Origin of the sequence: Plantactinospora siamensis (assembly GCF_042434095.1) — a bacterium.
In the GTDB taxonomy this organism is placed as follows: domain Bacteria; phylum Actinomycetota; class Actinomycetes; order Mycobacteriales; family Micromonosporaceae; genus KBS50.
This window is the reverse complement of record NZ_JBHLUE010000004.1, coordinates 429,910-452,871: the sequence shown is the minus strand read 5'-3', so window position 1 is coordinate 452,871 and position 22,962 is coordinate 429,910. Positions and strand designations below refer to the sequence as shown.

The following is a 22,962-nucleotide window of genomic DNA, read 5'->3' as shown; positions in this document are numbered from 1 at the left end:
GGGAACGTGAGCGCTACCGGTACGGCGACCACCACGCTGGACACGCCGCTGAAGAAGCTCGTCGGCGACAAGACCGCCAAGGCCCTGGCCGGCCACCTCGGCCTGGAGACCGCCGGCGACCTGGTCTACCACTTCCCGCGCCGGTACGACGAGCGCGGCGAGCACACCGACATCCGGTCGCTGGAGGTGGGCGAGCAGGTCACCGTGCTGGGCCAGGTGCGGCGCACCACCGTACGCCCGATGCGGCAGCGCCGCGGCAACCTGCTCGAGGTGATCGTCGAGGACGGCTCGGGCGGGACGCTGACGCTGACCTTCTTCGGCAACCAGGCCTGGCGGGAGCGCGACCTCAAGCCGGGCCGGTGGGGCCTGTTCGCCGGCAAGGTGACCGAGTTCCGCGGCAAGCGCCAGCTCAACGGCCCGGAATACGTCCTGCTCGGCGCCGGCGCGGCCGACGGTGAGACGGCGGCCACCGAGGAGATCGAGGAGTTCGCCGGCGCGCTCATTCCGGTCTATCCAGCCGCCGCGGCCGTGCCGACCTGGGTGATCGCCCGGTGCGTGCGGGTGGTGCTGGACACCCTCGCGCCGCCGGCCGACCCGCTGCCGGCCACCGTCCGCGCCACCCGCAACCTCATCGACCTCGGCACGGCGCTGCGCGAGATCCACCGCCCGACCACCAAGGAGGACCTCTACCGGGCCCGCCGGCGGCTCAAGTGGGACGAGGCGTTCGCCGTGCAGCTGACCCTGGTGCAGCGCAAGCACCGCGCGGCCTCCTGGCCCGCCCGGCCCCGGCCGCGCCGCGACGACGGCCTGCTCGCCGCGTTCGACGGACTGCTGCCGTACGAGCTGACGGCCGGCCAGCGGGACGTGGGGGAGGAGGTGGCCGCCGACCTGGCCATTGCGCATCCCATGCACCGGCTGCTGCAGGGTGAGGTCGGCTCCGGCAAGACCGTCTGCGCGCTGCGCGCCATGCTCCAGGTGGTGGACGCGGGCGGTCAGGCCGCGCTGCTGGCGCCCACCGAAGTGCTGGCGGCGCAGCACCACCGAGGCATCACCGACCTGCTCGGGCCGCTGGGCCGGGCCGGCGAGCTGGACGGCGACGCGGCGGGCACCCGGGTGACGCTGGTGACGGGCTCGCTGGGGGCCGCGGCCCGGCGGCGGGCGCTCGCCGAGGTGGCGTCCGGGGGCGCCGGCATCGTCATCGGCACGCACGCCCTGCTGTACGAGGGGGTGGACTTCGCCGACCTGGGCCTGGTGGTGGTCGACGAGCAGCACCGGTTCGGCGTCGAGCAGCGGGACGCGCTGCGGGCCAAGGCCGAGCAACCACCGCACGTGCTGGTGATGACCGCCACGCCGATCCCGCGCACGGTGGCCATGACCGTGTACGGCGACCTGGAGATCTCGACGCTCACCCAGCTGCCCCGTGGCCGCTCGCCGATCGCCTCGCACGTGGTGCCGGCCGCCGAGAAGCCGGCGTTCCTGGACCGGGCCTGGCGCCGGGTGCGCGAGGAGGTGGCCGCCGGGCACCAGGCGTACGTGGTGTGCCCGCGGATCGGCGAGCCCGGCGCTGCTGAGGACGACGAGCCGCCGCCGGACGACGAGCCGGCCCGCCGGCCACCCATGGCGGTGGCCGAGGTGGCCCCGCTGCTGGCCGAGGGCCCGCTGCACGGGCTGCGGATCGGCGTGCTGCACGGCCGGCTGCCGGCCGACGAGAAGGACGGCGTGATGCGGTCCTTCGCGGCCGGCAACCTGGACGTGCTGGTGGCCACCACGGTGGTCGAGGTGGGGGTGGACGTGCCCAACGCCACCGTGATGATCGTGCTGGACGCCGACCGGTTCGGCGTCTCCCAGCTGCACCAGCTGCGCGGCCGGGTGGGCCGGGGGTCGGCGCCCGGGCTGTGCCTGCTGGTGACCGAGGCCGCCGAGGGCACGCCGGCCCGCGAGCGGCTGGACGCGGTGGCCTCGACCACCGACGGCTTCCGGCTGGCCGAGCTGGACCTGGAACAGCGCCGCGAGGGCGACGTGCTCGGCGCCGCCCAGTCGGGCCGGCGGTCACACCTGCGGCTGCTGTCGCTGCTGCGGGACACCGAGCTGATCCGGGACGCCCGGGCCGAGGCCATCACGCTGCTGGAGGACGATCCGGAGCTGGCCCGGCATCCCGCGCTGGCCGGCTCGGTGGCCGCGCTGGTCGACGAGGAGCGCGCCGAATACCTGGAAAAGGGCTGACGCCGCCGGACTTCCCCCGGCTGGCCCGGTCCCGCCGTGCCGGCCCGGCCTTGCCGGCTCGGTCCCGCCGTGCCACTACCGCCTGCCCGGCCCGCCGCGCGCGCCATTCGCCCTTGATCGACTCGTTATCGGCGAAGTAGGGGTGTCCGCGCCACCGCGATCCCCCGAGATCGCCGATGTTGTGGCGGCATCCCGTTGGGTGGCCGGCGGCATCCCGTCGGGCCCCCTGTGGGGTTGGCCGGACAAGGATGGAGGACCGTGGTGGTCGACGCGCCCTCCGTGTTCAGCTCGGCGCTTCACTGCCGAGTCGGCTCGTGGCTCAGGCGGTGAAGCGGATCCGTCGGCGACGGGCCAGGAAGAACAGCACGCCACCCAGGGCGAGCAGAACGGCCGCGCCGGCCGCGATGCCACCGGCGGCAGCGCCGGTCACCGGCAGCGCCGGACCACCGGCGCCGCCCGGACCGCCGGCCCCGCCGCCCGGCGCCGGCGTGGCGCAGTCGGCGGGCTTCTCCCAGGCGATCGAGCCGTCCGAGGCCAGGTCGCCGGTCACCTTCACGGTGAGGCCGGGGCTGGCCGGGAACGTCACCACGGTGTTCTCACCCGGCTTCACCGTGACGGTCTTGGCGGCCCCGGTGCTCGGCGTGAAGGTGGCGGTGACGGCCGTGCCGTTCTCCGGGTTGACGATCTTGAAGAGCAGCTCGGTGCAGGTGCTCTGGTAGCCGGTTTCGGGCTCACCGACCTCGGGCACCTGGCAGTCGTCGGGCTTCGTCCAACCGCCGCGGAAGACCTCCTTCTGGTCGACCGTGGCCACGATGTCCTTGGCGTGCGCGGCGTCGATGTTCAGGGTCTTCACCGTGCGCATCGGGACCTCGACGGTCTCGGTGTAGCCCTCGCTGCCGGTCACCATGAAGGTGGCGGCCGCGTTGCCCTGGCGGTTGATCAGCTTGAGCTGCACGTTGCCCTGGCAGTCGGGCAGGAGCTCCACCTCCGGCTTGGCGACGCAGGTGCCCGCCCCGCCGTTGTACGCGGCCACCTTGCGGTCGCCGTACCGGGCGCCGGTGTCGGTGATCGGGTCGATGAGGTCCTGGCCGGAGACGAAGTCGACCTGGGTGAAGCAGCTCGGCACCTGCACCTCGAAGGACAGCTCGCCGACCGCGAGCTCGCCGTTCTCGGGGGCGGTGAAGCGCTTGATCGACTTGTCGAACAGGTACTGCGGGGTGCTGAACTTCGCCGACGGCGCCACGTACGACACCAGCGCGAAGTACTGGGTCTCACCCGCGCACAACGGCCCGTTGGTCAGCTTGATGGTGGCCTTGCCCGCCGGCCCGTCGAAGGTGTGCTCGTACCGGGCGTCGGCGGCCTTGACGCAGGCGGTGTCCGCGCCGGCGGCCGTGGGCGACGGCGACGAGTTTCCGGCGAGCGCGGGCGACGCGGTCGCCAGCAGGGCGCCGAGGCCGACCAGGACGGCCGACGCCAGGGCGAGCGGTCGTCGCAGCGACAGCGTGGGACGGATCACGTGTGCTCCTGGAGGTAAAGACGAGAGGCCGGCAACCCGCGGCCGGCACAGCGCCAGACCCTAGCGGTCGTCAGCGGCTTTACGGGATCTTCAGAAGCCACTAAGGCTGTTGTTATCGAGCCGAGATTTTCTATCGACGTACGGTCATGTTTGGCGGGCTCGGGTTGGACGCAGAGTTCGTTTCTGTCCCACCAGTAACAGCCGTCACGCCAGCCGTTGGCCTCGCTCCGCCGGATCGGCACGCGGCCGGCAGGTTCTCGCACCACACCCGCAAGGTCAACACAAGATCGGCGCACCTGGGGGGTTGGCAGTGCGTGGACCCCCAAGTGCGCCGATGTTGAGTTGATCTCGACGGGCGACGGGCGACGGGCGACGGGCGACGGGCGGTTGGGCGGTTGGGCGGTTGGCGGTGGGATGGCGAAGGGCGCGCCGACCGGTGGGTCGACGCGCCCTTCGGCGCTCAGCTCAGCGGTTCACCGCCGAGGTGGCTCGTGACTCAGGCGGTGAAGCGGATCCGCCGGCGACGGGCCACGAAGAACAGCACGCCACCCAGGGCGAGCAGGACGGCCGCGCCGCCCGCGATGCCACCGGCGGCAGCGCCGGTCACCGGCAGGGCCGGGCCACCGGTGCCGCTCGGGGACGGGGCCGGCTTGTCGCAGTCCTTCGGCTTCTCCCACGCGATCGGCTCGGTGTCGTCCATGCCCTCGGCCGACGGCTTGACCGTCAGGCCCTCGAAGGCGTCGAACTCGACCGTCTTCGTCTCGCCCGGAGCGACGGTCAGCTTCTTGACCTCACCCTTGTTCGGGGTGAACGTGACCTCGATGGTCGTGCCGTCCTTCGGGTTGGTGACCTCGAAGATCAGCTTGTCGCAGGTCGACTGGTAGGCGCCGCTCGGCTCGCCGCAGCCTTCCGGCTTGGTCCACGTGTACGTGGCCACCGCGTCCTCGCCGTGCTTCTCGGTCACGGTGATCTTGCCGGCGCCGGCCGGCACCTCGACGTCCTGGCTCTCGCCCGGCTTGAGCGTGTAGGACTTCTCGAACTTCGTGGCCTTGACGGTCAGCTCGGCCTCGGTCTTGGCCTTTTCCGAGTTGGTCAGGTGCACCATGACCTTGCCGGTGCAGTCCGACTTGAAGGTGGCCGACGGCTCCGGCTTCTGAGCCTGGCAGTCGCCGCCAAGCGGAGCGTGGTAGGTCTTCGGTTCCGCCTCGGACCACGTGTGGCCCTGGTCGTCCCAAGCAACCTGAATGGTGATCGAGGCATCCTTGGCGTCGCCCGGCACGGTCTGGGTGCCTGTCGCGGTCTCGCTCACCGCGTAGCCCTTGGTCGGGTCGGTCACCAGACCGGTCACGGGGGCCGGAGAGCCCTGGGCGACGAGGAACCAGTACGAGGTCGAGTTACCCGCCGGAAAATCCTGGACCTTCCAGGTGACCTTGTAGGTTCCGTCACTCTGGCATTCAGCCGTTGGGGTTGCAACGCTGTGGTGGGCGCTCGCCGGGGCGGCTACCGCGATCGCGGCCGCGAGGCCGGCGACGACGGCCCCCACGGCGGCGAGCGGCCGCCGGAGCGACAGCTTGGGACGGATCACGCGGAACTCCTGAGGGGTGAAGAAGCGTCAGGGCACGACGCAAGGGGCGGCGTAGGAGGTCACCGCCGGTGTCGGCGGGACCTGCAACGGCGCCTCCCCAACGCCGTAAGCCGGCAACCCGCAGCCGGCACAGCGCCAGACCTTAGCGGTTACCGTTGCCCTGAGGCGGTCTTCAGGGGTCACTAAGGATGATGTTACCCAGTTGAGATCTTGGATATACGGTGCGTCCGGCCGGCCTGTCTCAGAGTCATCAAAGACGAACTTTCGTCACATCAGTCACGCCAGTACCGTGGCTCGGGCGTTTAGGAGGAGTTAACCGATGACCCGGATCGTGGCCGGCACCCTGGGCGGGCGGCGGTTGGCCGCACCGCCCGGCGACCGCACCCGGCCGACCTCGGACCGGGTCCGGGAGGCGCTCTTCAGCGCGCTGGACGCCGCCGTCGGGCTGGCCGGCGCCCGCTTCGCCGACCTGTACGCCGGGTCCGGCGCGGTCGGCCTGGAGGCGTACTCGCGGGGGGCCGGGCACGTCCTGCTGGTGGAGTCGGACGCCCGGGCCGCGCGGACCATCCGGGAGAACGTCGCCACGTTGCGGGCCGCCCCGGCGGTCCGGCTGGTGGCAGCTCCGGTGTCGGCCACCCTGGCGGCCGGCCCGGAGGGCGACCCGTACGACGTGGTCTTCGCCGACCCGCCGTACGCGCTGCCCGACGACGAGCTCGCGGCGGTGCTCTCGGCCCTGGTGACCGGCGGCTGGCTGGCCCCGGACGGCCTCGTGGCGGTGGAACGGTCCACCAGGTCCGCGCCGGTGAGCTGGGTGAACGGCATCACCGCCGAGCGCAGCCGCCGGTACGGCGAGACCACCCTTTGGTACGGTCGCCGATCATGAGGCGTGCGGTGTGCTCCGGCTCCTTCGACCCGGTCACCAACGGTCACCTGGACATCTTCGGCCGGGCGAGCCGGCTGTTCGACGAGGTCATCATCGGGGTGTTCATCAACGAGTCGAAGCGCAGCCTGTTCTCGGTCGACGAGCGGATAGAGCTGCTGACCGAGGTCACCAAGGGCTTCGGCAACGTACACATCCACTCCTTCCGCGGCCTGGTGGTCGACTTCTGCCGGGCGCACGACGCCGGGGTGCTGGTCCGCGGGCTGCGGGCGGTGAGCGACTTCGACTACGAGCTCAAGATGGCGCAGATGAACATCGGGCTCGCCGAGGTCGAGACGCTCTTCATGCCCACCAACCCGCTCTACTCCTTCGTCTCCTCGAGTCTGGTCAAGGAGGTCGCCAAGTGGGGTGGGGACGTCTCGGCGCACGTGCCGGACGTGGTCAACGAGGCGCTGCGCCGCCGGCTGCCGCCGCCGCACTGAGCCGTCCGGCCCGGCCCGCGCCAGACCGTCGGATAGACGCCGCACCGGCGACGCGCCGGGGGTGGTCGATCAACGCGGCGACCGGGCCGGCACCGCATGATGGTCCGGTGGACCGCATGATGGGTGCAGCGACATCTCGACCCCGCGTCGCATCATGGGGGTCGGCCGATGGCCGGGGAGCCGTACGGCGCTCGGGTGACGAACGACAGGAGTGAGGTACCGGTGGACCCGCTCGACCGCATCGACGAGCTTATCGCCATGGTGGAGGCGGCTCGGTCCGTCCCGATGTCCCGCAACAACTGCGTGGTGGACCGGGGCGAGATGATCGGCGCCCTGGACGAGCTGCGTGCCGAACTGCCGGCCGATCTTCGCCGGGCCGCCGCGCTGCTCGAGGAGCGGGACAAGATCATGGACGCGGGCAAGCGCGAGGCCGAGCGCATCATCAGCGAGGGTGAGGCGGAACACGCCCGCCTGGTGTCCCGGAACGAGATCACCGTCTCGGCCGAGCACGAGGGCGCCCGGATCATCGCGGAGGCGCGGGCCGAGGCGCAGCGGCTGCGCGACGAGGTCGACGACTACGTCGACACGGCGCTGGCCAACTTCGAGCAGTTCCTCACCCGCGCGTTGGCCTCGATCGAGCGGGGCCGGGACAAGATGCACGCCCTCCGCGAGATCGGCACCTTCGGCGGCGACGAGGCCGAACGCCCGCTGCCGTTCTGAGCGGAACGCCCCGGTTCGACGCCGGGGCGCGACCTCGGGTAACCTGTTTCGTCGGCCTCCTACCAGGCCGGAGTTTAATTATGCCCAAGAATCTGCCTAATCAACTCGACCCCAGGTCGCCGCTGGTCCTCGACACGAGGGAGCTGCCGCGTCGGCCTGGTGCGTTGCGTACCCATAAGCGGGTCGTTCCGGCACCGGCGGACCTCGGCCTGGAGTTGATCAGCGTGCCTCAGGGCGCGGACCTGAGCCTCGATCTGCGGCTCGAGTCGGTGTCCGAGGGGGTGCTCGTCTCCGGGACCGTCAGCGGCCCGGTGGCCGGCGAGTGCGGCCGGTGCCTGCGCGAGATCAACGACTCGGTCACCGTGACCGTCCAACAGCTCTACGCGTACGAGAACAGCACCACGGACGTCACGACCGAGGAGGACGAGGTGGGTCGGATGCAGGGCGACCTGATCGACCTCGAGCCGGAGGTGCGGGACGCCCTGGTGCTCGCGCTGCCGGCCAACCCGCTGTGCCGCGAGGACTGCCCCGGTCTGTGCCCCGAATGCGGGGTGCACTGGGACGACCTGCCGGCCGACCACCGCCACGAACAGCTCGACCCGCGCTGGGCGGGCCTGTCGAACCTGAAAGAGGAGTAGGACCATGGCCGTCCCCAAGCGCCGGATGTCGCGCAGCAACACCCGGTCCCGCCGGGCCAACTGGAAGGCCACGGCGGTCGCCACCGTCGCGTGCCCGCAGTGCAAGAGCCCGAAGCTGCCGCACGCCGCCTGCGGCGTCTGCGGCACCTACAAGGGCCGTCAGGTCGTCGAGGTCTGACGCTGGACGCGACGCATCCGACCCTGGGTCGGGCGCGCGTCTCCCGGCGATTCCCCGGGATCCCGGAACCCGTCGGCGCCGGCCGCGAGGACGCGGTCGGTTCGCCGGCGGAGCCGGGCCCGGTGCGGATCGCCGTCGACCTCCTCGGCGGGGACCGGGCTCCCGCCGTCGTGGTTGACGGCGCTCTGCGCGCGCTGGCTGCCGATCCCGCCCTCGGTCTGCTGCTGGTCGGCCCACCCGAGGTGGCCGACCTGATCGTTGGCGCCCTGCCGGCCGTGGACCGGACCCGGGCGACGGTCCGGCCGGTCCGCGAAGTGGTGGCCATGGCCGATCACCCGACGCGGGCCACCAGGGCCGACACGACGGTCGGCGCCGCCGTGCGCGCGGTGGTGGCCGGGGCCGCCGACGCCGTGGTCTCCGCCGGCTCCACCGGGGCCACCGTGACCGCGGCCGTGCTCGGCTTCGGCCGCTGGCCGGGGGTACGCCGGCCTGCCCTCGCCGCCACGCTGCCCGCGCTGGCCGGCCCGGTGGTGCTGCTCGACGTGGGCGGCTCCCTGGAGGCGCGGCCGACGACGCTGCTGCAGCACGCCGTGCTCGGCGCGGCATACGCGAGCGTGGCGCACGACGTGCGCCAGCCGCGGATCGGCCTGCTGTCGGTGGGCACCGAGACCGGCAAGGGGGACCGGACCCGCCGGGCCGTGGACGCCGCGCTGGTCGCCGGGTCCCTCGCCGTGGACGCCCGGTACGTCGGGCTGGTGGAGGGCTTCGAGGCCACGGCCGGGGCCCGCGCCGACGTCGTGGTGACCGACGGCTTCACCGGCAACGTACTGCTCAAGGGCATCGAGGGCGCGTACGCGCTGGCCGGTGAGCCGCCGCAGCGTGGCGCCGCGCCGCGGGCCGCAGCGCTGCTCGGCGTCGGCGGCACGGTGGTCGTCTGCCACGGTGGCGCCGAGGGCGCCGACGTGGCCTCCGGCATCGCGCTCGCGGCCCTGCTGTGCCGGCGTTCGGCCGTGCGGCGGGTGCGCGCGCTCTTCCCCGATCCCATCCGGGACATTCCCACCGACACCGAGGTATCCGCATGACGCAGAACAAGCGCCGCCGGGCGCCGGTCGGCCATCTCGAGGCGGCCTTCGGGGTCACCCTCGATCCCGAGCTGCTGGAACGGGCGCTCACGCACCGCTCGTACGCCTACGAGAACGGCGGGCTGCCCACCAACGAGCGGCTGGAGTTCCTCGGCGACTCGGTGCTCGGCGTCGTGATCACTACGGCGCTGTTCCACAACCATCCCGACCTGCCCGAGGGTCAGCTCGCCAAGCTGCGGGCCAGCGTGGTCAACATGCGGGCGCTGGCCGACGTGGCCCGCCGGCTCGGCCCGACCGGCCTCGGTTCCTACCTCCTGCTCGGCAAGGGTGAGGAGGCCACCGGCGGCCGGGACAAGGCCAGCATCCTGGCCGACACCCTGGAGGCGCTGCTCGGGGCGATCTACCTGCAGTACGGTCTGGAGCGGACGGCCAAGGTGATTCACCGGCTGTTCGACCCGCTGATGGCCGAGTCGGCCGGCCGGGGCGCGGCGCTGGACTGGAAGACCAGCCTGCAGGAGCTGACCGCGGCGCTGGGGCTCGGCGTACCGGAATACCGCATCGACGACACCGGGCCGGATCACGCGAAGACCTTCACGGCCTGGGTGGTGGTGGCCGGCAACCGGTACGGCGGCGCCGAGGGGCGGAGCAAGAAGGAGGCCGAGCAGCGGGCGGCCGAGGCGGCCTGGCGGACGCTCTCCGAGCAGGTGGCGGAGCCCACCGTCACCCCGGCCACCGAGCCGACCACGCCGCCCGAGGGCGGCGCCGGCTCCAGCACGCCGCCCGGCGGCGGCGCCGGCTCCAGCACGCCGCCCGGCGGCGGCGAGGTCACCGCGCCGGTCGCCCCGGCGGCGCCGGTCGGCGGCGCCACCGCGCCCGCGCCACCGGGCGGGTTCGAGGCGCCCGGTGCCTGAGCTGCCGGAGGTCGAGACCGTCCGGCAGGGCCTGCGCACCTGGGTGACCGGCCGGCGGATCGAGACCGTCGAGGTACGCCATCCCCGGGCCATCCGCCGGCACGCGCCGGGCGCCAGCCACTTCGCGGCCATGCTGGCCGGGCGCACCGTGCTGGACGTCCGCCGGCGCGGCAAATACCTGTGGCTGCCGCTGGACAGCGGCGACGCCGTACTCGGTCATCTCGGCATGTCCGGCCAGCTGCTGATGCAGCCGCCCGGCACGCCGGACGAGCCGCACCTGCGGGTCCGGTTCGTCTTCGCGGACGGCGGGCCCGAGCTGCGCTTCGTCGACCAGCGCACGTTCGGCGGCCTCACCGTGTCCGAGGGCGGCGCCGAGCTGCCCGCCGAGATCGCACACATCGCCCGGGACCCGATGGATCCGGAGTTCTCCGACGCGGACTTCGTGGCCGCGCTGCGCCGGCGGCGTACCGAGGTCAAGCGGGCGCTGCTGGACCAGACGCTCATCTCCGGGGTGGGCAACATCTACGCCGACGAGGCGCTCTGGCGGGCCCGGCTGCACGGCGCGCGGCCCACCGACGCGCTGACCCGGCCGGCGGCGCTGCGGCTGCTCGGGCACGTCCGGGACGTGCTGGCCGCCGCCACCAAGCAGGGCGGCACCAGCTTCGACGCGCTGTACGTCAACGTGAACGGCGAGAGCGGCTACTTCGACCGGTCGCTTTCCGCGTACGGCCGGGAGGGTCTGCCCTGCCACCGTTGCGGCACGCCGATCCGGCGGGAGGCGTTCATGAACCGCTCGTCGTTCAGCTGCCCGCGCTGCCAACCGCGGCCCCGGATCCCGGCTCGGGGTTGACCCTGGGTCGATCGGGGTCCGCCGCCTCCGGGAGAAGCGCGGGACGTTCCCCGATGCCCGGCCACCACCCGGTTTCCTAGCCTCTTTCTGTACGAAGGCTGAGAGACGGGGGGCCCGGAATGGGCAGGAGACCACTGACCGTGCGGTTGGCGCGGTGGAGCGCCGAGCATCCATGGCGGGCGGTAGCCCTCTGGATCGTGTTCGTGGCGGTCTGCTTCGTGGGCGGCTCCGCCGCCGGCCTGACCGAGGCCACCGACCGGGACCAGGCGATCGGCGAGGCCGGCCGGGCCGGGCTCATCGTCTCGGACGGCAGGTTCGCCGACCCGGCCGTGGAGAACGTGCTCATCACGTCCCGGAGCGGCCCGCTGGACCGGGGGGCCGCCCTGGCCGCGGCCGCGGACGCCGTCGACCGGCTGAAGGCCGCCCAGGGCGTCGCCTCGGTGGCCGCCCCGGTGCCGGCCCGGGACGGCTCCGCGTTGTTGGTCCCGGTCACCATGGCCGGTCAATCGGAGCACGCGAAGGACCGGGTCCAGCCGCTGCTGGACGCCACGGCCGCCGTCCAGGCCGCCCACCCAGGGGTACGGGTGGAGGAGGTCGGCGGGGCGTCGATCAACAAGGCGCTCGACGACACCCTCGGCAAGGACTTCCAGCGGGCCGAGCTGCTCAGCCTGCCGGTGACGCTGGCCATCCTGCTGGTGGCGTTCGGCGCGCTGATCGCGGCCGGCGTTCCGGTGCTGCTCGCGCTCTCCTCGGTGGCCGCGGCCATGGGCCTGTCGACGTTGGCCTCGCACCTCGTGCCGGCCACCGACGTCACCTCCAGCGTGATCCTGCTGATCGGCATGGCCGTCGGCGTGGACTACTCGCTGTTCTACGTGCGGCGGGAACGCGAGGAACGCGCCAAGGGGCGAGCAGGGCTGGACGCCGTGGAGATCGCGGCCGAAACGTCCGGGCACGCCGTGGTGGTCTCCGGCTTTGCGGTGATCATCGCGATGGCCGGGCTCTTCCTCGCCGGCGACGTGGTCTTCTCCTCGCTCGCCGTGGGCTCGATCCTGGTGGTGGCCGTCGCGGTGACCGGCTCGCTGACCGTGCTGCCGGCGCTGCTGGCCAAGTTGGGCCGGTGGGTCGACCGGCCCCGGATCCCACTGCTCTGGCGGCTCACCGCGACGCGGCGGGATGCCGCGGGCCGGCCGGCCGCGCCGCGCTTCTGGCCCGCCGTGCTCCGCCCGGCGCTGCGCTTTCCGCTGGTCACCCTGGTGATCTCGGTGGGCCTGCTGCTGGCGCTGGCCGCGCCCGCGCTCGGAATGAAGCTCAAGTTCCCCGGCCCGGAGGACGTGCCGCGGACCACGCCGGTGATGCAGGCGTACGACCGGCTCACCGCGGCGTACCCGAGCAACGGCACGAGCCACGAGGTGGCGGTCCGGGCGCCGGCCGCCGAGGCCGGCCAGGTCCGGTCGGCGCTCACCGACCTGGCCGGGCGGGCGGCGGCGGATCCGCTGTTCGCCCCGACCGAGCAGGGCGGGCCGAAGATCGACGTCTCGGCCGACCGCACGGTTTCGGTGCTGCACGTGGCCACGCCGTACTCCAGCCGCACCGGGGAGGCCAAGCGGTCCCTGGACGTGCTGCGGGACCGGCTCGTACCGGGGACGGTCGGCGCGGTGCCGGGCGCCGAGTACGCGGTCGGCGGCGACATCGCGGTGAGCGTGGACTACGCCGCGCACATCCGGGCGAAGCTGCCGGTGGTGATGGCGTTCGTGCTGATCCTCACGTTCCTGGTGATGACCTGGACGTTCCGGTCGGTGGTGGTGGCGCTGACCGCGATCGTGCTCAACCTGCTGTCGGCGGGGGCCGCGTACGGGCTGCTGGTCTTGGTCTTCCAGGGCGGCTGGGCGGAGGGGCCGCTCGGCTTCACCTCGATGGGCGCCATCGTCACCTGGCTGCCGCTGTTCCTGTTCGTGGTGCTGTTCGGGCTGTCGATGGACTACCACGTCTTCGTGGTGAGCCGGATCCGCGAGGCGGTCCGCCGGGGCGTACCCAACCGGGAGGCCGTGGCGGACGGCATCACCAGCTCGGCGGGCGTGGTGAGCAGCGCGGCCATCGTGATGGTGGGGGTCTTCTCGATCTTCGCGACGCTCAGCACGATCGACATGAAGCAGCTCGGCATCGGCCTGGCGGCCGCGATCCTGCTGGACGCCACGATCATCCGAGCGGTGGTGCTGCCGTCGCTGATGACGCTGCTCGGCCGCGCGAACTGGTGGGCGCCGCGGTTCCTCCGGGAACGCCGACCGGCCACCGTGGACGCGGGCGACCCGCCGAGCAGCCCGCCGGCGCCCGAGCCGGAGCTGGTCGGGGCGGGCTGAGACCGGCGGCCGCCGAGATCGGCGGCCGCGAAGCGGGAGTCGCCCCGCGGGGGTGCGGGGCCATCCCCGGGGGTGCGGGGCCGTCCCCGGGGGTGCGGGGGTCGCCTCCGGGGGTGCGGGGGCCGTCCCTGGGGGTGCGGGGGGTCGCGCCCGGGGTGCGGGAGCCGTCCGCCGGGGAGGTGGCGGACACGGGACGGGCCGGGCGTGGGGGCGTCCGGCCCGTCTCCGCTGCCGGGCCGCCGGGGCACCGCTGCTGACCGGCGGGCCGCCGGATCTGGCCGACCAGCCGCGAGATCTCGGAATCCCGCTGCCCCGCGCGGGGCAGCGGGATTCCAAGATCCGGTCGGGGCGCTCGCCGGCCACGGGCTCGACACCGCCGATGACCGGGGCGGATCCGGTACGGGTCAGGTCGGGCAGGGCTGACGCCAGGCGTCCAGCGTGCGGTGCTTGCGGATGGAGGAGAATCCGAGCCGGGCGGTGTCCCGGCAGATGTCGCCCCGGGTGTCCTCGAACTCGACGTGCAGCACCGGCTTGCCGGCCGCGGCGAACGGCCGCAACCGGTCGCACTCCCGGTACCGCACGCACTCAGAGTTGATCGCGAAGTCGAAGTCGCCGGCCAGGTCGGCGACCTGGGGCAGGTCGTCGACCAGCCCGGCGGACATGCTCAGCGAATGGGCCAGCGCGGCCAGCCGGCGGTTGAAGAGCAACTGGTCATCGGCCGTGCCCGGGAAGCCGGTTGACCGGCGGTAGCCGTCCACCCCGCCGAACGCCACCGCGTCGAACCGCTTGCTCAGGCAGAGCCGGAGCCGGTCCGCCAGGATCGGCCGGAGCAGGTCCCAACGCCGGATGTCGAGCCAGCGGCCGCCACCGCCGGTCTCCGCCGTGGCCGGCCCGGCGCCGGGCCGTCCGCCGCTCCTCGTCGGGCCGCCGCTCCTCGTCGGGTCGCCGTCGCCGCCGGGCTGTCCGTCCGCTCCGGTCGGGCCGCCGCCGGGTTGTCCATCGGCCCCCGTGGGGCCGCCGCTGGGTGCTCCATCGGCCACGGTAGGGCCGCCGTCGGGTTCTCCATCGGCCCCGGTCGCGCCGCCGCCGGGCTGTCCGTCGGTCCCGGTCGCACCAACGCCGTCGGGCTGCCCGTCCGCTCCCGCGGGGCCGCCGTCGCCGCCGGTCGGCCCGCCGCTGCTGGGCGGTCCGTCGGTCCCGGCCCGACCGCCGGTGGTGTCGGCCGGCGAGACGGGGGCGCCGAGCAGCTCCGGCGGGAACCGCTCGGCGTCGGGCCGGGTCGGACCGTACCGGCCGGCGTCGAGGTAGCAGACCAACCGACGGTACGGCGCGTGGAACCGGTGCGGCGCCAGCGGCCCGGTCTGCTCCCGGGTGGTGGTGAACGGGTCGAGCACGAACACCTGAGCGTCGACGCCCGGGTCCAGCTCACCGCTCAACTGCCACTGCCAGCTCGGTGCCGAGCCGGCGGGCCATGGGCGGGGGCGCGGCGGGTCCGCCAGCCCTCCGCAGCCGGTCAGCGGTGGGAGCAGGGCGACCACGGCGAGCGAGGCGAGCGTACGGCGTGCCATCGGCACCCCCCGGGCCGCTGGACAAGACGCGGCGGCCGGCCGACACCGACGCCGTCCCCCTGACCAACGACCCCGCCCCTGCCCCGGAACGCCGCCCACCGCCCCCGATCGTCCCGCGATCTTGCACTTTTGGCCTCGACAAAAGCCTCAAACGGCGTAAAAGAAGGGCCGAAAGTGCAAGATCGACGGGTGCTGCGGGGAGGGAGAGGGCGGGGGGAGGGCGCCGGGCCCGCCGCCGCGGGGTGCGGTGGCGGGCCCGGCGTCTGCGGGACCGGCCTCGGGGGGAGGATTGGCCGGTGCCCGTCGGTCGGCTCAGCCGCCGAAGTCCTGGGTCCAGTAGAGCTGGCCGTTGCTGCCGCGGGCCACGCCCACGCCGATGTCCTTGTACGAGCAGTTCAGGATGTTGTCCCGGTGGTGCTCGCTGTGCATCCAGCCGTCCATCACCTCGGCCGGCGACTTGTAGCCGACGGCCACGTTCTCGGCCGTGCTGCGCCCTGGGTAGCCGGCCCGCGCGATCCGCTCGAAGAACTGGCTCCCGTCGCTGCCGTCGTGCGACATCGTGTTGTGCGCGGCCTGGTCCTTGCTGTGCAGCCGGGCGGCCTTCATCAGCGCCGAGTTGGCGGCCAGGCTGCCGCAGCCGGCCTTGGCGCGCTCCTGGTTGACCAGGTCGATCACCTGCTGCTCCTGGCTGGTGACCGGGCCCGAGACCGAACTGTCGGCGCTGAGGTTGGAGCCCCCGCTCGACCGGGTGGCCCGGCTGGCCGGCGGCTTGGGCGCGGCCTTGCGCTGCTGGACCGGCGCCTGGGCGCGGCTGGCGCGGGGCGACGGAGCCGCGCTGCTCGGCTCGGCGCCGGCCGGCGTCTCCGTCGGGTCGCCGGCCAGGTTGGTGCCGTCATCGGCGGCCGTGGTGGCGGGCGCGGCGCCGCCGTCCGCGGTGGCGACCGTGCGGTCCTGCTGATCGGAGCCGGAGTGCAGGGTCATCGCCCCGACGCCCACCATCACGGCCAGGGTGGCGGTGGCGGCCGCGCCGGCCAGCAGGGCCGGCCGGGGCAGCCGGCGCTTTGCCGGTTCCTCGGCCTGGTCGCCCCCGGTGGCCAGGCTCTGCCAGGCGTCGGCCCGGGCGCCCCAGCCGGCGTTCCGGTCCGTCTCGGCGGCCCGGTCACCCTCGGCGTACCGGCCGTCGCCGTACCCGCCGTACCCGCCGGCCGCGGCGTACCCGGCCGTCTCACCGGGCGCTCGGTAGACCGCGGTGCGCCCGGTGGCGTCCGGGTCGTGCCGGTCCGACCGGCCGTACGGGTCGTCCCCCTGCGGGTACGTCCCGGGCCACCGGTCGTCCGCCGGCTCGGAGGACCGATCGGCGTCGTATCCCGGCTGCTCCGGTTCCCGGTACGGGTACCGGCCGCTCGGGTCGTACGAGTGGTGGACCGCGTCGTACCACGGCTCCGCCCCCGGCTGGTCCGGCTGGCCCGCCGGACGCCGGTGGGCCCGGTCGGGGTCGATCGGGTCGTTCCACCCGTCCACGCTGCACTCCTTCGGTTGCCTGTCGCGCTGTGGCCGGTGCGGACGCTACGGGCATGGCCAGCGGACCAGCAATCTGGCTAAGGAAGAGATAAGGCGGCGGTAAAGATGGGACGTCATCGATCGGTGACGGATGGAATACACTGGGAAGTCGTCCGGACATAGATCTCGTCCGAGTCTTGCGGCGACCGGTTGGGCCGGACCGGTTGACATGAGAGTGATCCGTGCGCCCCATAACTTGACGAAGCGGGGATCGCGGCATCAATATAGAGGTGTCGCCAGTCGCGCCCAATCGTGCCCGCGTGAGCCGCGGGCGTTCGTCGCGAACGATGTGGCGCGCGTTGGCCGGCCTTCCGGCAGCGCATAAAAGGAGACGAGATGGCGAAGGCCCTTTATGGCCACGTTGGTGCGGCGCCCGACCGGCGCATGCTCGACGAGGTCACCCGGTTGCGTGCCAGGGTGCAGGCGTTGGAGTTCGAGGTCACCAGACTGCGAGCCGAAAACGACCGGCTGGCTGCCGCGCAGGCCGAGGCGGGTGACCTGCTCCGGCTCACCGAGCCGGCGTACACCTGAGCTTCGCGCCAGGCAGTCCTGACACCGGACAACTGAATATCGCAGGCGCGCCGACCACCCAGTGGCGGCGCGCATTTCTTTGCCCGGTTTCCCACCCCACGGGCCGGCTGGCCCGGTTACCGCGGTCGGTCGCCGGCCCCCCGGTCGTCCCCGCCAAGCCGGCGACGGGGAGCCTGCCGGCGGGCCCCGCCAGGCCGGCGGGCCGGAGCTGCCGCCCGGTGGATCCGCGAGCCGCGGGTCAGTGCCGGCAGGCCCGCGGGTTACGCTGCGGGAAACAGGGGGCGTGGCCCGGTCGGCAACGGCAGGGCCAGCGGACCGGGGCGTGGGGGTGCCGGTGCCGCAGGGCGGCGGCCGGGAGATCCCGGCGGGAACGCCCTGGCCAGGGGGTGGTCCGGCGGGACCGCGGAGCGGCCCGGGGTGGCCGCGGACGAGGATCGGACGGCGTGTATCTCAAGACCCTGACGGTGCGGGGCTTCAAGTCCTTCGCCTCGGCGACGACGCTGAAGCTCGAACCGGGCATCACCTGCGTGGTGGGGCCGAACGGCTCGGGCAAGTCCAACGTCGTCGACGCCATCGCGTGGGTGCTCGGCGAGCACAGCGCCAAGGCGCTGCGCGGCGGCAAAATGGAGGACGTGATCTTTGCCGGCACCGCCGGCCGGGCGCCGCTGGGCCGCGCCGAGGTCACGCTCACGATCGACAACACCGACGGCGCCCTGCCGATCGACTACACCGAGGTCTCGATCACCCGACGGATGTTCCGGTCCGGCGAGAGCGAGTACGAGATCAACGGCAGCTCCTGCCGGCTGCTCGACATCCAGGAGCTGCTCTCCGACTCGGGCATCGGCCGCGAGATGCACGTCATCGTGGGCCAGGGCCAGCTCGACGCCGTGCTGCACGCCAAGCCGGAGGATCGCCGGGCGTTCATCGAGGAGGCCGCCGGCGTACTCAAGCACCGCAAGCGCAAGGAAAAGGCGCTCCGCAAGCTCGAGGCCATGCAGACCAACCTCAACCGGCTCACCGACCTCACGGCCGAGCTGCGCCGCCAGCTCAAGCCGTTGGGCCGGCAGGCCGAGGTGGCCCGGCGGGCCGCGGCCATCCAGGCCAACCTGCGGGACGCCCGGCTCCGGCTGCTCGCCGACGACCTGCACACCCTGCGCAGCACCCTGGACAAGGAGATCGCCGACGAAACCGCGCTGCGGGAGCGTCGGGAACAGGTGGAGGCCGAGCACGCCGAGGTCCAGGGCCGGCTGGCCGAGCTGGAGGTCGCGCTGGCGCAGGACGCGCCGCTGGTGGCGGCCGCCCAGGACACCTGGTACAAGCTGGCCGCGCTCCAGGAGCGGTTCCGGTCCACCGAGCAGCTGGCCCGGGAGCGGCTGCGGCACATGAGCGCCACCCCGGACGACGAGCGACCCGGCCGCGACCCGGCCCAGTTGACGGCCGAGGCCGAGCGGGTCCGGGAGCAGGAGGAGGAGCTGCGCGCGGCCCTCACCGACGACCAGGTCCGGCTGGCCGAGGCCGTGGAGCGGCGGCAGGAGCTGGAACGCCAGCTCGCCGCGGCGGAACGGGAACTGGTCACGGCTGCCAAGGCCATCGCCGACCGGCGGGAGGGGCTGGCCCGGCTGACCGGCCAGGTCAACTCGGCCCGCGCCCGTACCTCCTCGGCGGCCGAGGAGATCGAACGGCTCCGCGCCGCGCACGCCGACGCGCAGGCCCGGTCCGGGCAGGCGCAGGCGGAGCTGGACGCGGTGGCCGCGGAGTCCACCGAGGCCGACCGGGACAACGCCGAGCTGGACGCCCGGCACGCCGAGGCGCAGGCCGCGCACGAGCGGGCCACCGCGCACGTCCGCGCGCTGTCGGACGCCGAGCGGGCCGCCGAGAAGGACGCGGCCGCGTGGAAGGCCCGGGAGGAGGCGCTGGCCATGGGCCTGCGCCGGGCGGACGGGGCGGGCGCGCTGCTGGCCCGCGGCGGGGAGGTGCCGGGCCTGCTGGGCGGGCTGGCCGGGCTGCTCACCGTGGCGCCCGGCCACGAGGCCGCGCTGGCCGCGGCCCTCGGCGGGCTCGCCGACGCGGTGGCGGTCAGCGGCGTGGACGAGGCCGTCGAGGCCATGCGGCTGCTCAAGATCTCCGACGCGGGCCGGGCCAGCCTGCTGGTGGCCGGCGACGCCGGGCCCGGCATGGTCGGGTCGCTGGACTCGTTGCGGCCCGAGCTGCCGGCCGGGGCCCGCTGGGCGCCCGATCTCGTGGAGGCCCCCGACCAGCTCCGCCCGGCCGTGCACCGGGCGCTGCGGGACGTCGTACTCGTGCCGGACCTGGCGGCCGCCGCGGCGCTGGCGGCCGCGCACCCGGAGCTGCGGGCGGTGACCCCGGACGGCGACGTGCTCTCCGCGTACGCGGCGGCCGGCGGCTCGGCCAAGGCGCCGAGCTTCATCGAGGTGCAGGCGGCCGTCGAGGAGGCCCGCGCGCACCGGAGCGCGGCCGAGGAGACCATCGCCCAGCTGCACGAGCAGCTCGGCGAGGCCCGGGCCGAGGTGGCCGAGCGCAAGGAAGAGTTGGCCGCGGCCGCGGCGGTGCGGCGGGAGGCGGAGGGGCAGCGCAACGCCGCGGCCCGCCGGCTGGCCGAACTGGGCGCCGCGGCCCGGTCGGCCGCCGCCGAGACCGAGCGGCTGGCCGCCTCGCTGGACCGGGGCGAGCAGGCCCGCGAGCGGGACCTGGCCGGCCTGGCCGAGCTGGAGGAGCGGCTCCGGCTCGCAGAGGCCACGCCGATCGACGCCGAGCCGTCCACCGAGGAACGGGACGAGCTGGCCGCGTACCTGCCGGGGGCCCGGCAGAACGAGCTCGAGGTGCGGCTGGCGGTGCGTACCGCCGAAGAGCGGGTGGCCGCGATCGCCGGCCGGGCCGACTCGCTGCTGCGCCAGGCGGCGGCGGAGCGGGCCGCGCGGGAGCGCGCGGCGGCCCGGCGCGCGGCCCGGGCCCGCGGCGCGGCCATCGCGCGGGCGGTGGAGAACGGTGCCCGCGAGGCGCTCACCCACCTGGCGGTCTCGCTCACCGACGCCGAGCGGGCCCGGGACGAGCTGGCCGCGGCGCGGTCCGCGCGGGAGGCCGAGCTGCAGGAGGTACGCGGCGCGGCCAAGCGGCTGGGCGCCGACCTGGAGCGGCTGACCAGCGCCGTGCACCGGGACGAGGTGGCCCGGGCCGAGCAGCGGATGCGGATCGAGCAGCTGGAGGCCAAGGCGGCCGAGGACTTCGCGCTGGACGTGGAGACCCTGCTGGCCGAGTACGGGCCGCAGCAGCTGGTGCCGCCCACTCAGGTCGAGGTGGCGGCGGCCGAGCGGGACGGGGTGCCGGCGCCCGAGCCGGTCCCGTTCGAACGGCCGGTGCAGGAGAAGCGGGCCGGCAAGGCGGAGCGGGAGCTGGCCCTGCTCGGCAAGGTCAACCCGCTGGCCCTGGAGGAGTTCGCGGCGCTGGAGGAGCGGTTCAAGTTCCTCTCCGAGCAGCTGGAGGACCTCAAGGCCACCCGGCGGGACCTGCTCACCGTGGTCAAGGACGTGGACGACCGGATCCTCGAGGTGTTCGCGAGCGCGTACGCGGACACGGCCCGGGAGTTCGAGCAGGTCTTCGGGGTGCTCTTCCCCGGCGGCGAGGGGCGGCTGGTGCTCACCGACCCGGAGGACATGCTGGCCACCGGCGTCGAGGTGGAGGCCCGGCCGCCCGGCAAGAAGATCAAGCGGCTGTCGCTGCTCTCCGGCGGCGAGCGGTCGCTGACCGCGGTGGCCATGCTGGTGGCCATCTTCCGGGCCCGGCCCAGCCCGTTCTACATCATGGACGAGGTGGAGGCCGCGCTCGACGACGTGAACCTGGGCCGCCTGATCACGCTGATGGCCCAGCTGCGCGAGAAGAGTCAGCTGATCATCATCACCCACCAGAAGCGGACCATGGAGATCGCCGACGCGCTGTACGGCGTGACGATGCGCAGCGGCGTCACGCAGGTGATCAGCCAACGGATCAACAACCCCGCGGAGGACTGAGATGGCGCGCGAGCGCGCGACGGCACTGCTGGTGGACTTCGACGGGGTGCTGCGGCGCTGGGATCCCGCCGCCGTGGGAGAGGTCGAACGGCGCTACGAGCTGCCCGCCGGCGTCCTGCTGGAGACCGCCATGCGCTGGGCGCTGCTGCAGCCGGCCGTCACCGGCCAGGTGACCCACGCCGACTGGCTGGCCACGGTGACCGACGCCCTGGCCGTGGCCACCGGTGACCCGGATCGGGCGAAGGCGGCGGTCACCGAGTGGCAGCTCTATCGCGGCGAGGTGGATCGGGAGGTGCTCGACTTCGTCCGGGCGGTCCGCGCCGCCGGTGTCCGGGTGGGGCTGGCCACCAACGCCACCGACGCGCTGGACGCCGACCTGACCGCGCTGGGCCTCACCGACGAGTTCGACGAGGTGATCAACTCCTCGGTGCTGGGCGCGGCCAAGCCGAGCCGGGAGTACTTCACGCAGGCGTGCCGGCTGGTCGGCGCCGCGCCGGCCCGGACCCTGTTCGTGGACGACTCGGACCGGGCGGTGGCCGGGGCGCGGGCCGCCGGGCTGTCCGCGTACCGCTGGACCGGCCCGGCCGACCTGCCCTACCTGCGCGCCGCCCTGGGGCTGTAAGGAAGGGCCCCTTCTTATCGTCTTCGGTATAGGAAGGGGCCCCTCTTAACGCCGCGGGCCACAGCGCGCCGGCGGGCCGAGCCGGCCGGTACCCGGGGCGCTCAGTCCCCGGTGACGCCGTCGATGCGTTCCCGGAGCAGGTCGGCGTGCCCGTTGTGCCGGGCGTACTCCTCGATCATGTGCAGGTAGACCCAGCGGACGCTGATCTCCTCCTCGACGCCGTCGCGGTTCTTCCGCCGGAACGTGTCGGTCAGCGGACGGCCCACCATCGCCGACCGGGCCGCCGCCACCTCGGCGTCGAAGGTGGCGAAGTCGGTCTCGGGATCCGCGTCCGCGATGTCGTCGAAGTCGCCGTCCGGGCTCGCCTCGGTGCAGTAGATGTCGTCCAGGGGGAGCGCGGCGACCTTGCGCCGGAACCACCAACGCTCCACCTCGGCCATGTGCCGGACCAGGCCGAGCAGGGTCAGGCTGGACGGCTCGGCGCTGGCGGTCTTGAGCTGCTCGGCGGTCAGCCCGGCGCACTTGAGCAACAGGGTCTGTCGGTGGTAGTCGAGCCAGCCCTCCAGCATGGTGCGCTCGTCGGCGACGTACGGCTCATCGACACGGGTGACTTCGGGGGCGGTCCACGTCATGCCGGACATGATCCCCGGCGGGGTCTGCCGGCCGCTGCCCGGGTCGCGGTCAGGGCACCACGATGACCGGCCACCGGCCGCACTTGACCAGCCGGTTGGCGATGGAGCCGATCAGCCGGTGACCGGCCTGCTCGCTGGTGCCGACCACCACGAGGTCCGCGCGCAGCTCGTCGGCCGCCGCGCGGATTTCCAGGTACGGGTCACCGCGGCGGGACAGGAACGTGATCGGCAGGCCGAGCTCGTCCGCGCCCCGTTTGCACTCCCGGCGCAGCTCGGCGGTCAGCTCCTCGTGCGTCTCCTGGATCGCCGAGGCCACCGGGCCGAGGGCGAGGGCGCCCAGGCCGGAGGACGCGGCCACGAACACCACCACCAGCCGGGACCGCTGCCGGCGGGCCAGCCCGGCGGCGTACGCGGCGGCCCGCAGCGACGTGCGGCTGCCGTCCACGCCCACCAGCACCACCCGCGGCCCGTCGGTGCCCCGCTCGAACGGCACCGGTTCGGCGACCGGGCCGTACTCCTCGCGGTCGACCGGCTGCGCAGCCATACATTCACCTGCCGTTGGACGCCGGGTCGCCGTCGATCCGGAATCGGACACCTCGTTG

19 protein-coding genes are annotated in these 22,962 nt (G+C 73.8%); 13 read left to right on the top strand and 6 right to left on the bottom strand.

What is annotated here, in order from left to right; all coding sequences use genetic code 11:
- Positions 1–6: 6 nt before the first annotated feature.
- Positions 7–2,223, top strand: coding sequence for an ATP-dependent DNA helicase RecG (recG, locus tag ACFFHU_RS06970; protein ID WP_377336853.1), 2,217 nt, complete (start codon positions 7–9; stop codon positions 2,221–2,223).
- A gap of 319 nt (positions 2,224–2,542) precedes the next feature.
- On the opposite strand, the gene ACFFHU_RS06965 is transcribed toward recG, so the two are convergent.
- Positions 2,543–3,739 carry a hypothetical protein gene (locus ACFFHU_RS06965; RefSeq protein WP_377336852.1) on the bottom strand — a complete coding sequence of 399 codons (1,197 nt, stop codon included), beginning with the start codon at positions 3,737–3,739 and terminating at the stop codon, positions 2,543–2,545.
- 496 nt (positions 3,740–4,235) lie between these two features.
- Positions 4,236–5,324: a cell wall anchor protein gene (locus ACFFHU_RS06960; RefSeq protein ID WP_377336851.1), complete on the bottom strand. Its 1,089-nt coding sequence runs from the start codon at positions 5,322–5,324 to the stop codon at positions 4,236–4,238.
- A 319-nt stretch (positions 5,325–5,643) separates the two neighbouring features.
- On the opposite strand from ACFFHU_RS06960, the gene rsmD reads away from it, so the two are divergent.
- The 9 genes from rsmD to ACFFHU_RS06915 all read left to right on the top strand — a co-directional run bounded on the left by rsmD (position 5,644) and on the right by ACFFHU_RS06915 (position 13,422).
- On the top strand, positions 5,644–6,207 hold the full coding sequence (gene rsmD, locus ACFFHU_RS06955) for a 16S rRNA (guanine(966)-N(2))-methyltransferase RsmD (protein WP_377336850.1): 564 nt from the start codon (positions 5,644–5,646) through the stop codon (positions 6,205–6,207).
- Positions 6,204–6,686 carry a pantetheine-phosphate adenylyltransferase gene (gene coaD / locus ACFFHU_RS06950; protein ID WP_377336849.1) on the top strand — a complete coding sequence of 161 codons (483 nt, stop codon included), beginning with the start codon at positions 6,204–6,206 and terminating at the stop codon, positions 6,684–6,686. The genes rsmD and coaD overlap by 4 nt, the downstream gene beginning before the upstream one ends.
- Positions 6,687–6,908: 222 nt before the next feature.
- On the top strand, positions 6,909–7,406 hold the full coding sequence (locus tag ACFFHU_RS06945) for a hypothetical protein (protein ID WP_377337269.1): 498 nt from the start codon (positions 6,909–6,911) through the stop codon (positions 7,404–7,406).
- Between the two features lie 80 nt (positions 7,407–7,486).
- A complete protein-coding gene (locus ACFFHU_RS06940) occupies positions 7,487–8,044 on the top strand; it encodes a YceD family protein (RefSeq protein WP_377336848.1) in 558 nt (185 codons plus the stop codon).
- A 4-nt stretch (positions 8,045–8,048) separates the two neighbouring features.
- The gene (gene rpmF / locus ACFFHU_RS06935; RefSeq protein WP_377336847.1) at positions 8,049–8,222 is read left to right on the top strand and encodes a 50S ribosomal protein L32; all 174 of its coding nucleotides are present in this window, start codon (positions 8,049–8,051) and stop codon (positions 8,220–8,222) included.
- 59 nt (positions 8,223–8,281) lie between these two features.
- Positions 8,282–9,304, top strand: coding sequence for a phosphate acyltransferase PlsX (locus ACFFHU_RS06930; RefSeq protein WP_377337268.1), 1,023 nt, complete (start codon positions 8,282–8,284; stop codon positions 9,302–9,304).
- Entirely contained in the window at positions 9,301–10,215 is a 915-nt protein-coding gene (gene rnc / locus ACFFHU_RS06925; protein WP_377336846.1) for a ribonuclease III, read from the top strand. The genes ACFFHU_RS06930 and rnc overlap by 4 nt, the downstream gene beginning before the upstream one ends.
- On the top strand, positions 10,208–11,065 hold the full coding sequence (gene mutM / locus ACFFHU_RS06920) for a bifunctional DNA-formamidopyrimidine glycosylase/DNA-(apurinic or apyrimidinic site) lyase (protein WP_377336845.1): 858 nt from the start codon (positions 10,208–10,210) through the stop codon (positions 11,063–11,065). The genes rnc and mutM overlap by 8 nt, the downstream gene beginning before the upstream one ends.
- Before the next feature lie 119 nt (positions 11,066–11,184).
- A complete protein-coding gene (locus ACFFHU_RS06915) occupies positions 11,185–13,422 on the top strand; it encodes an MMPL family transporter (RefSeq protein ID WP_377336844.1) in 2,238 nt (745 codons plus the stop codon).
- Positions 13,423–13,826: 404 nt separating this feature from the next.
- Here ACFFHU_RS06915 and ACFFHU_RS06910 read toward each other — a convergent pair whose 3' ends face one another.
- Together ACFFHU_RS06910 and ACFFHU_RS06905 are read right to left on the bottom strand one after the other, a co-directional pair.
- Positions 13,827–14,990, bottom strand: a complete 1,164-nt coding sequence (locus ACFFHU_RS06910) for an endo alpha-1,4 polygalactosaminidase (RefSeq protein WP_377336843.1) — start codon at positions 14,988–14,990, stop codon at positions 13,827–13,829.
- Between the two features lie 312 nt (positions 14,991–15,302).
- Positions 15,303–16,511, bottom strand: a complete 1,209-nt coding sequence (locus tag ACFFHU_RS06905; RefSeq protein WP_377336842.1) for a CAP domain-containing protein — start codon at positions 16,509–16,511, stop codon at positions 15,303–15,305.
- Positions 16,512–16,886: 375 nt separating this feature from the next.
- Here ACFFHU_RS06905 and ACFFHU_RS06900 point away from each other — a divergent pair, with 375 nt between their 5' ends.
- The 3 genes from ACFFHU_RS06900 to ACFFHU_RS06890 all read left to right on the top strand — a co-directional run bounded on the left by ACFFHU_RS06900 (position 16,887) and on the right by ACFFHU_RS06890 (position 21,728).
- Positions 16,887–17,081, top strand: a complete 195-nt coding sequence (locus tag ACFFHU_RS06900) for a hypothetical protein (RefSeq protein WP_377336841.1) — start codon at positions 16,887–16,889, stop codon at positions 17,079–17,081.
- A gap of 443 nt (positions 17,082–17,524) precedes the next feature.
- Positions 17,525–21,106 carry a chromosome segregation protein SMC gene (gene smc / locus ACFFHU_RS06895; RefSeq protein ID WP_377336840.1) on the top strand — a complete coding sequence of 1,194 codons (3,582 nt, stop codon included), beginning with the start codon at positions 17,525–17,527 and terminating at the stop codon, positions 21,104–21,106.
- Position 21,107: 1 nt separating this feature from the next.
- Positions 21,108–21,728 (top strand): HAD family hydrolase, encoded by a 621-nt coding sequence (locus ACFFHU_RS06890; RefSeq protein WP_377336839.1) that lies wholly within the window; start codon positions 21,108–21,110, stop codon positions 21,726–21,728.
- A 101-nt stretch (positions 21,729–21,829) separates the two neighbouring features.
- Here the strand turns inward: ACFFHU_RS06890 and ACFFHU_RS06885 are convergent, their stop codons facing one another.
- The gene (locus ACFFHU_RS06885) at positions 21,830–22,360 is read right to left on the bottom strand and encodes a DinB family protein (RefSeq protein WP_377336838.1); all 531 of its coding nucleotides are present in this window, start codon (positions 22,358–22,360) and stop codon (positions 21,830–21,832) included.
- A gap of 49 nt (positions 22,361–22,409) precedes the next feature.
- A complete protein-coding gene (locus tag ACFFHU_RS06880) occupies positions 22,410–22,904 on the bottom strand; it encodes a universal stress protein (RefSeq protein ID WP_377336837.1) in 495 nt (164 codons plus the stop codon).
- Positions 22,905–22,962: the final 58 nt, after the last annotated feature.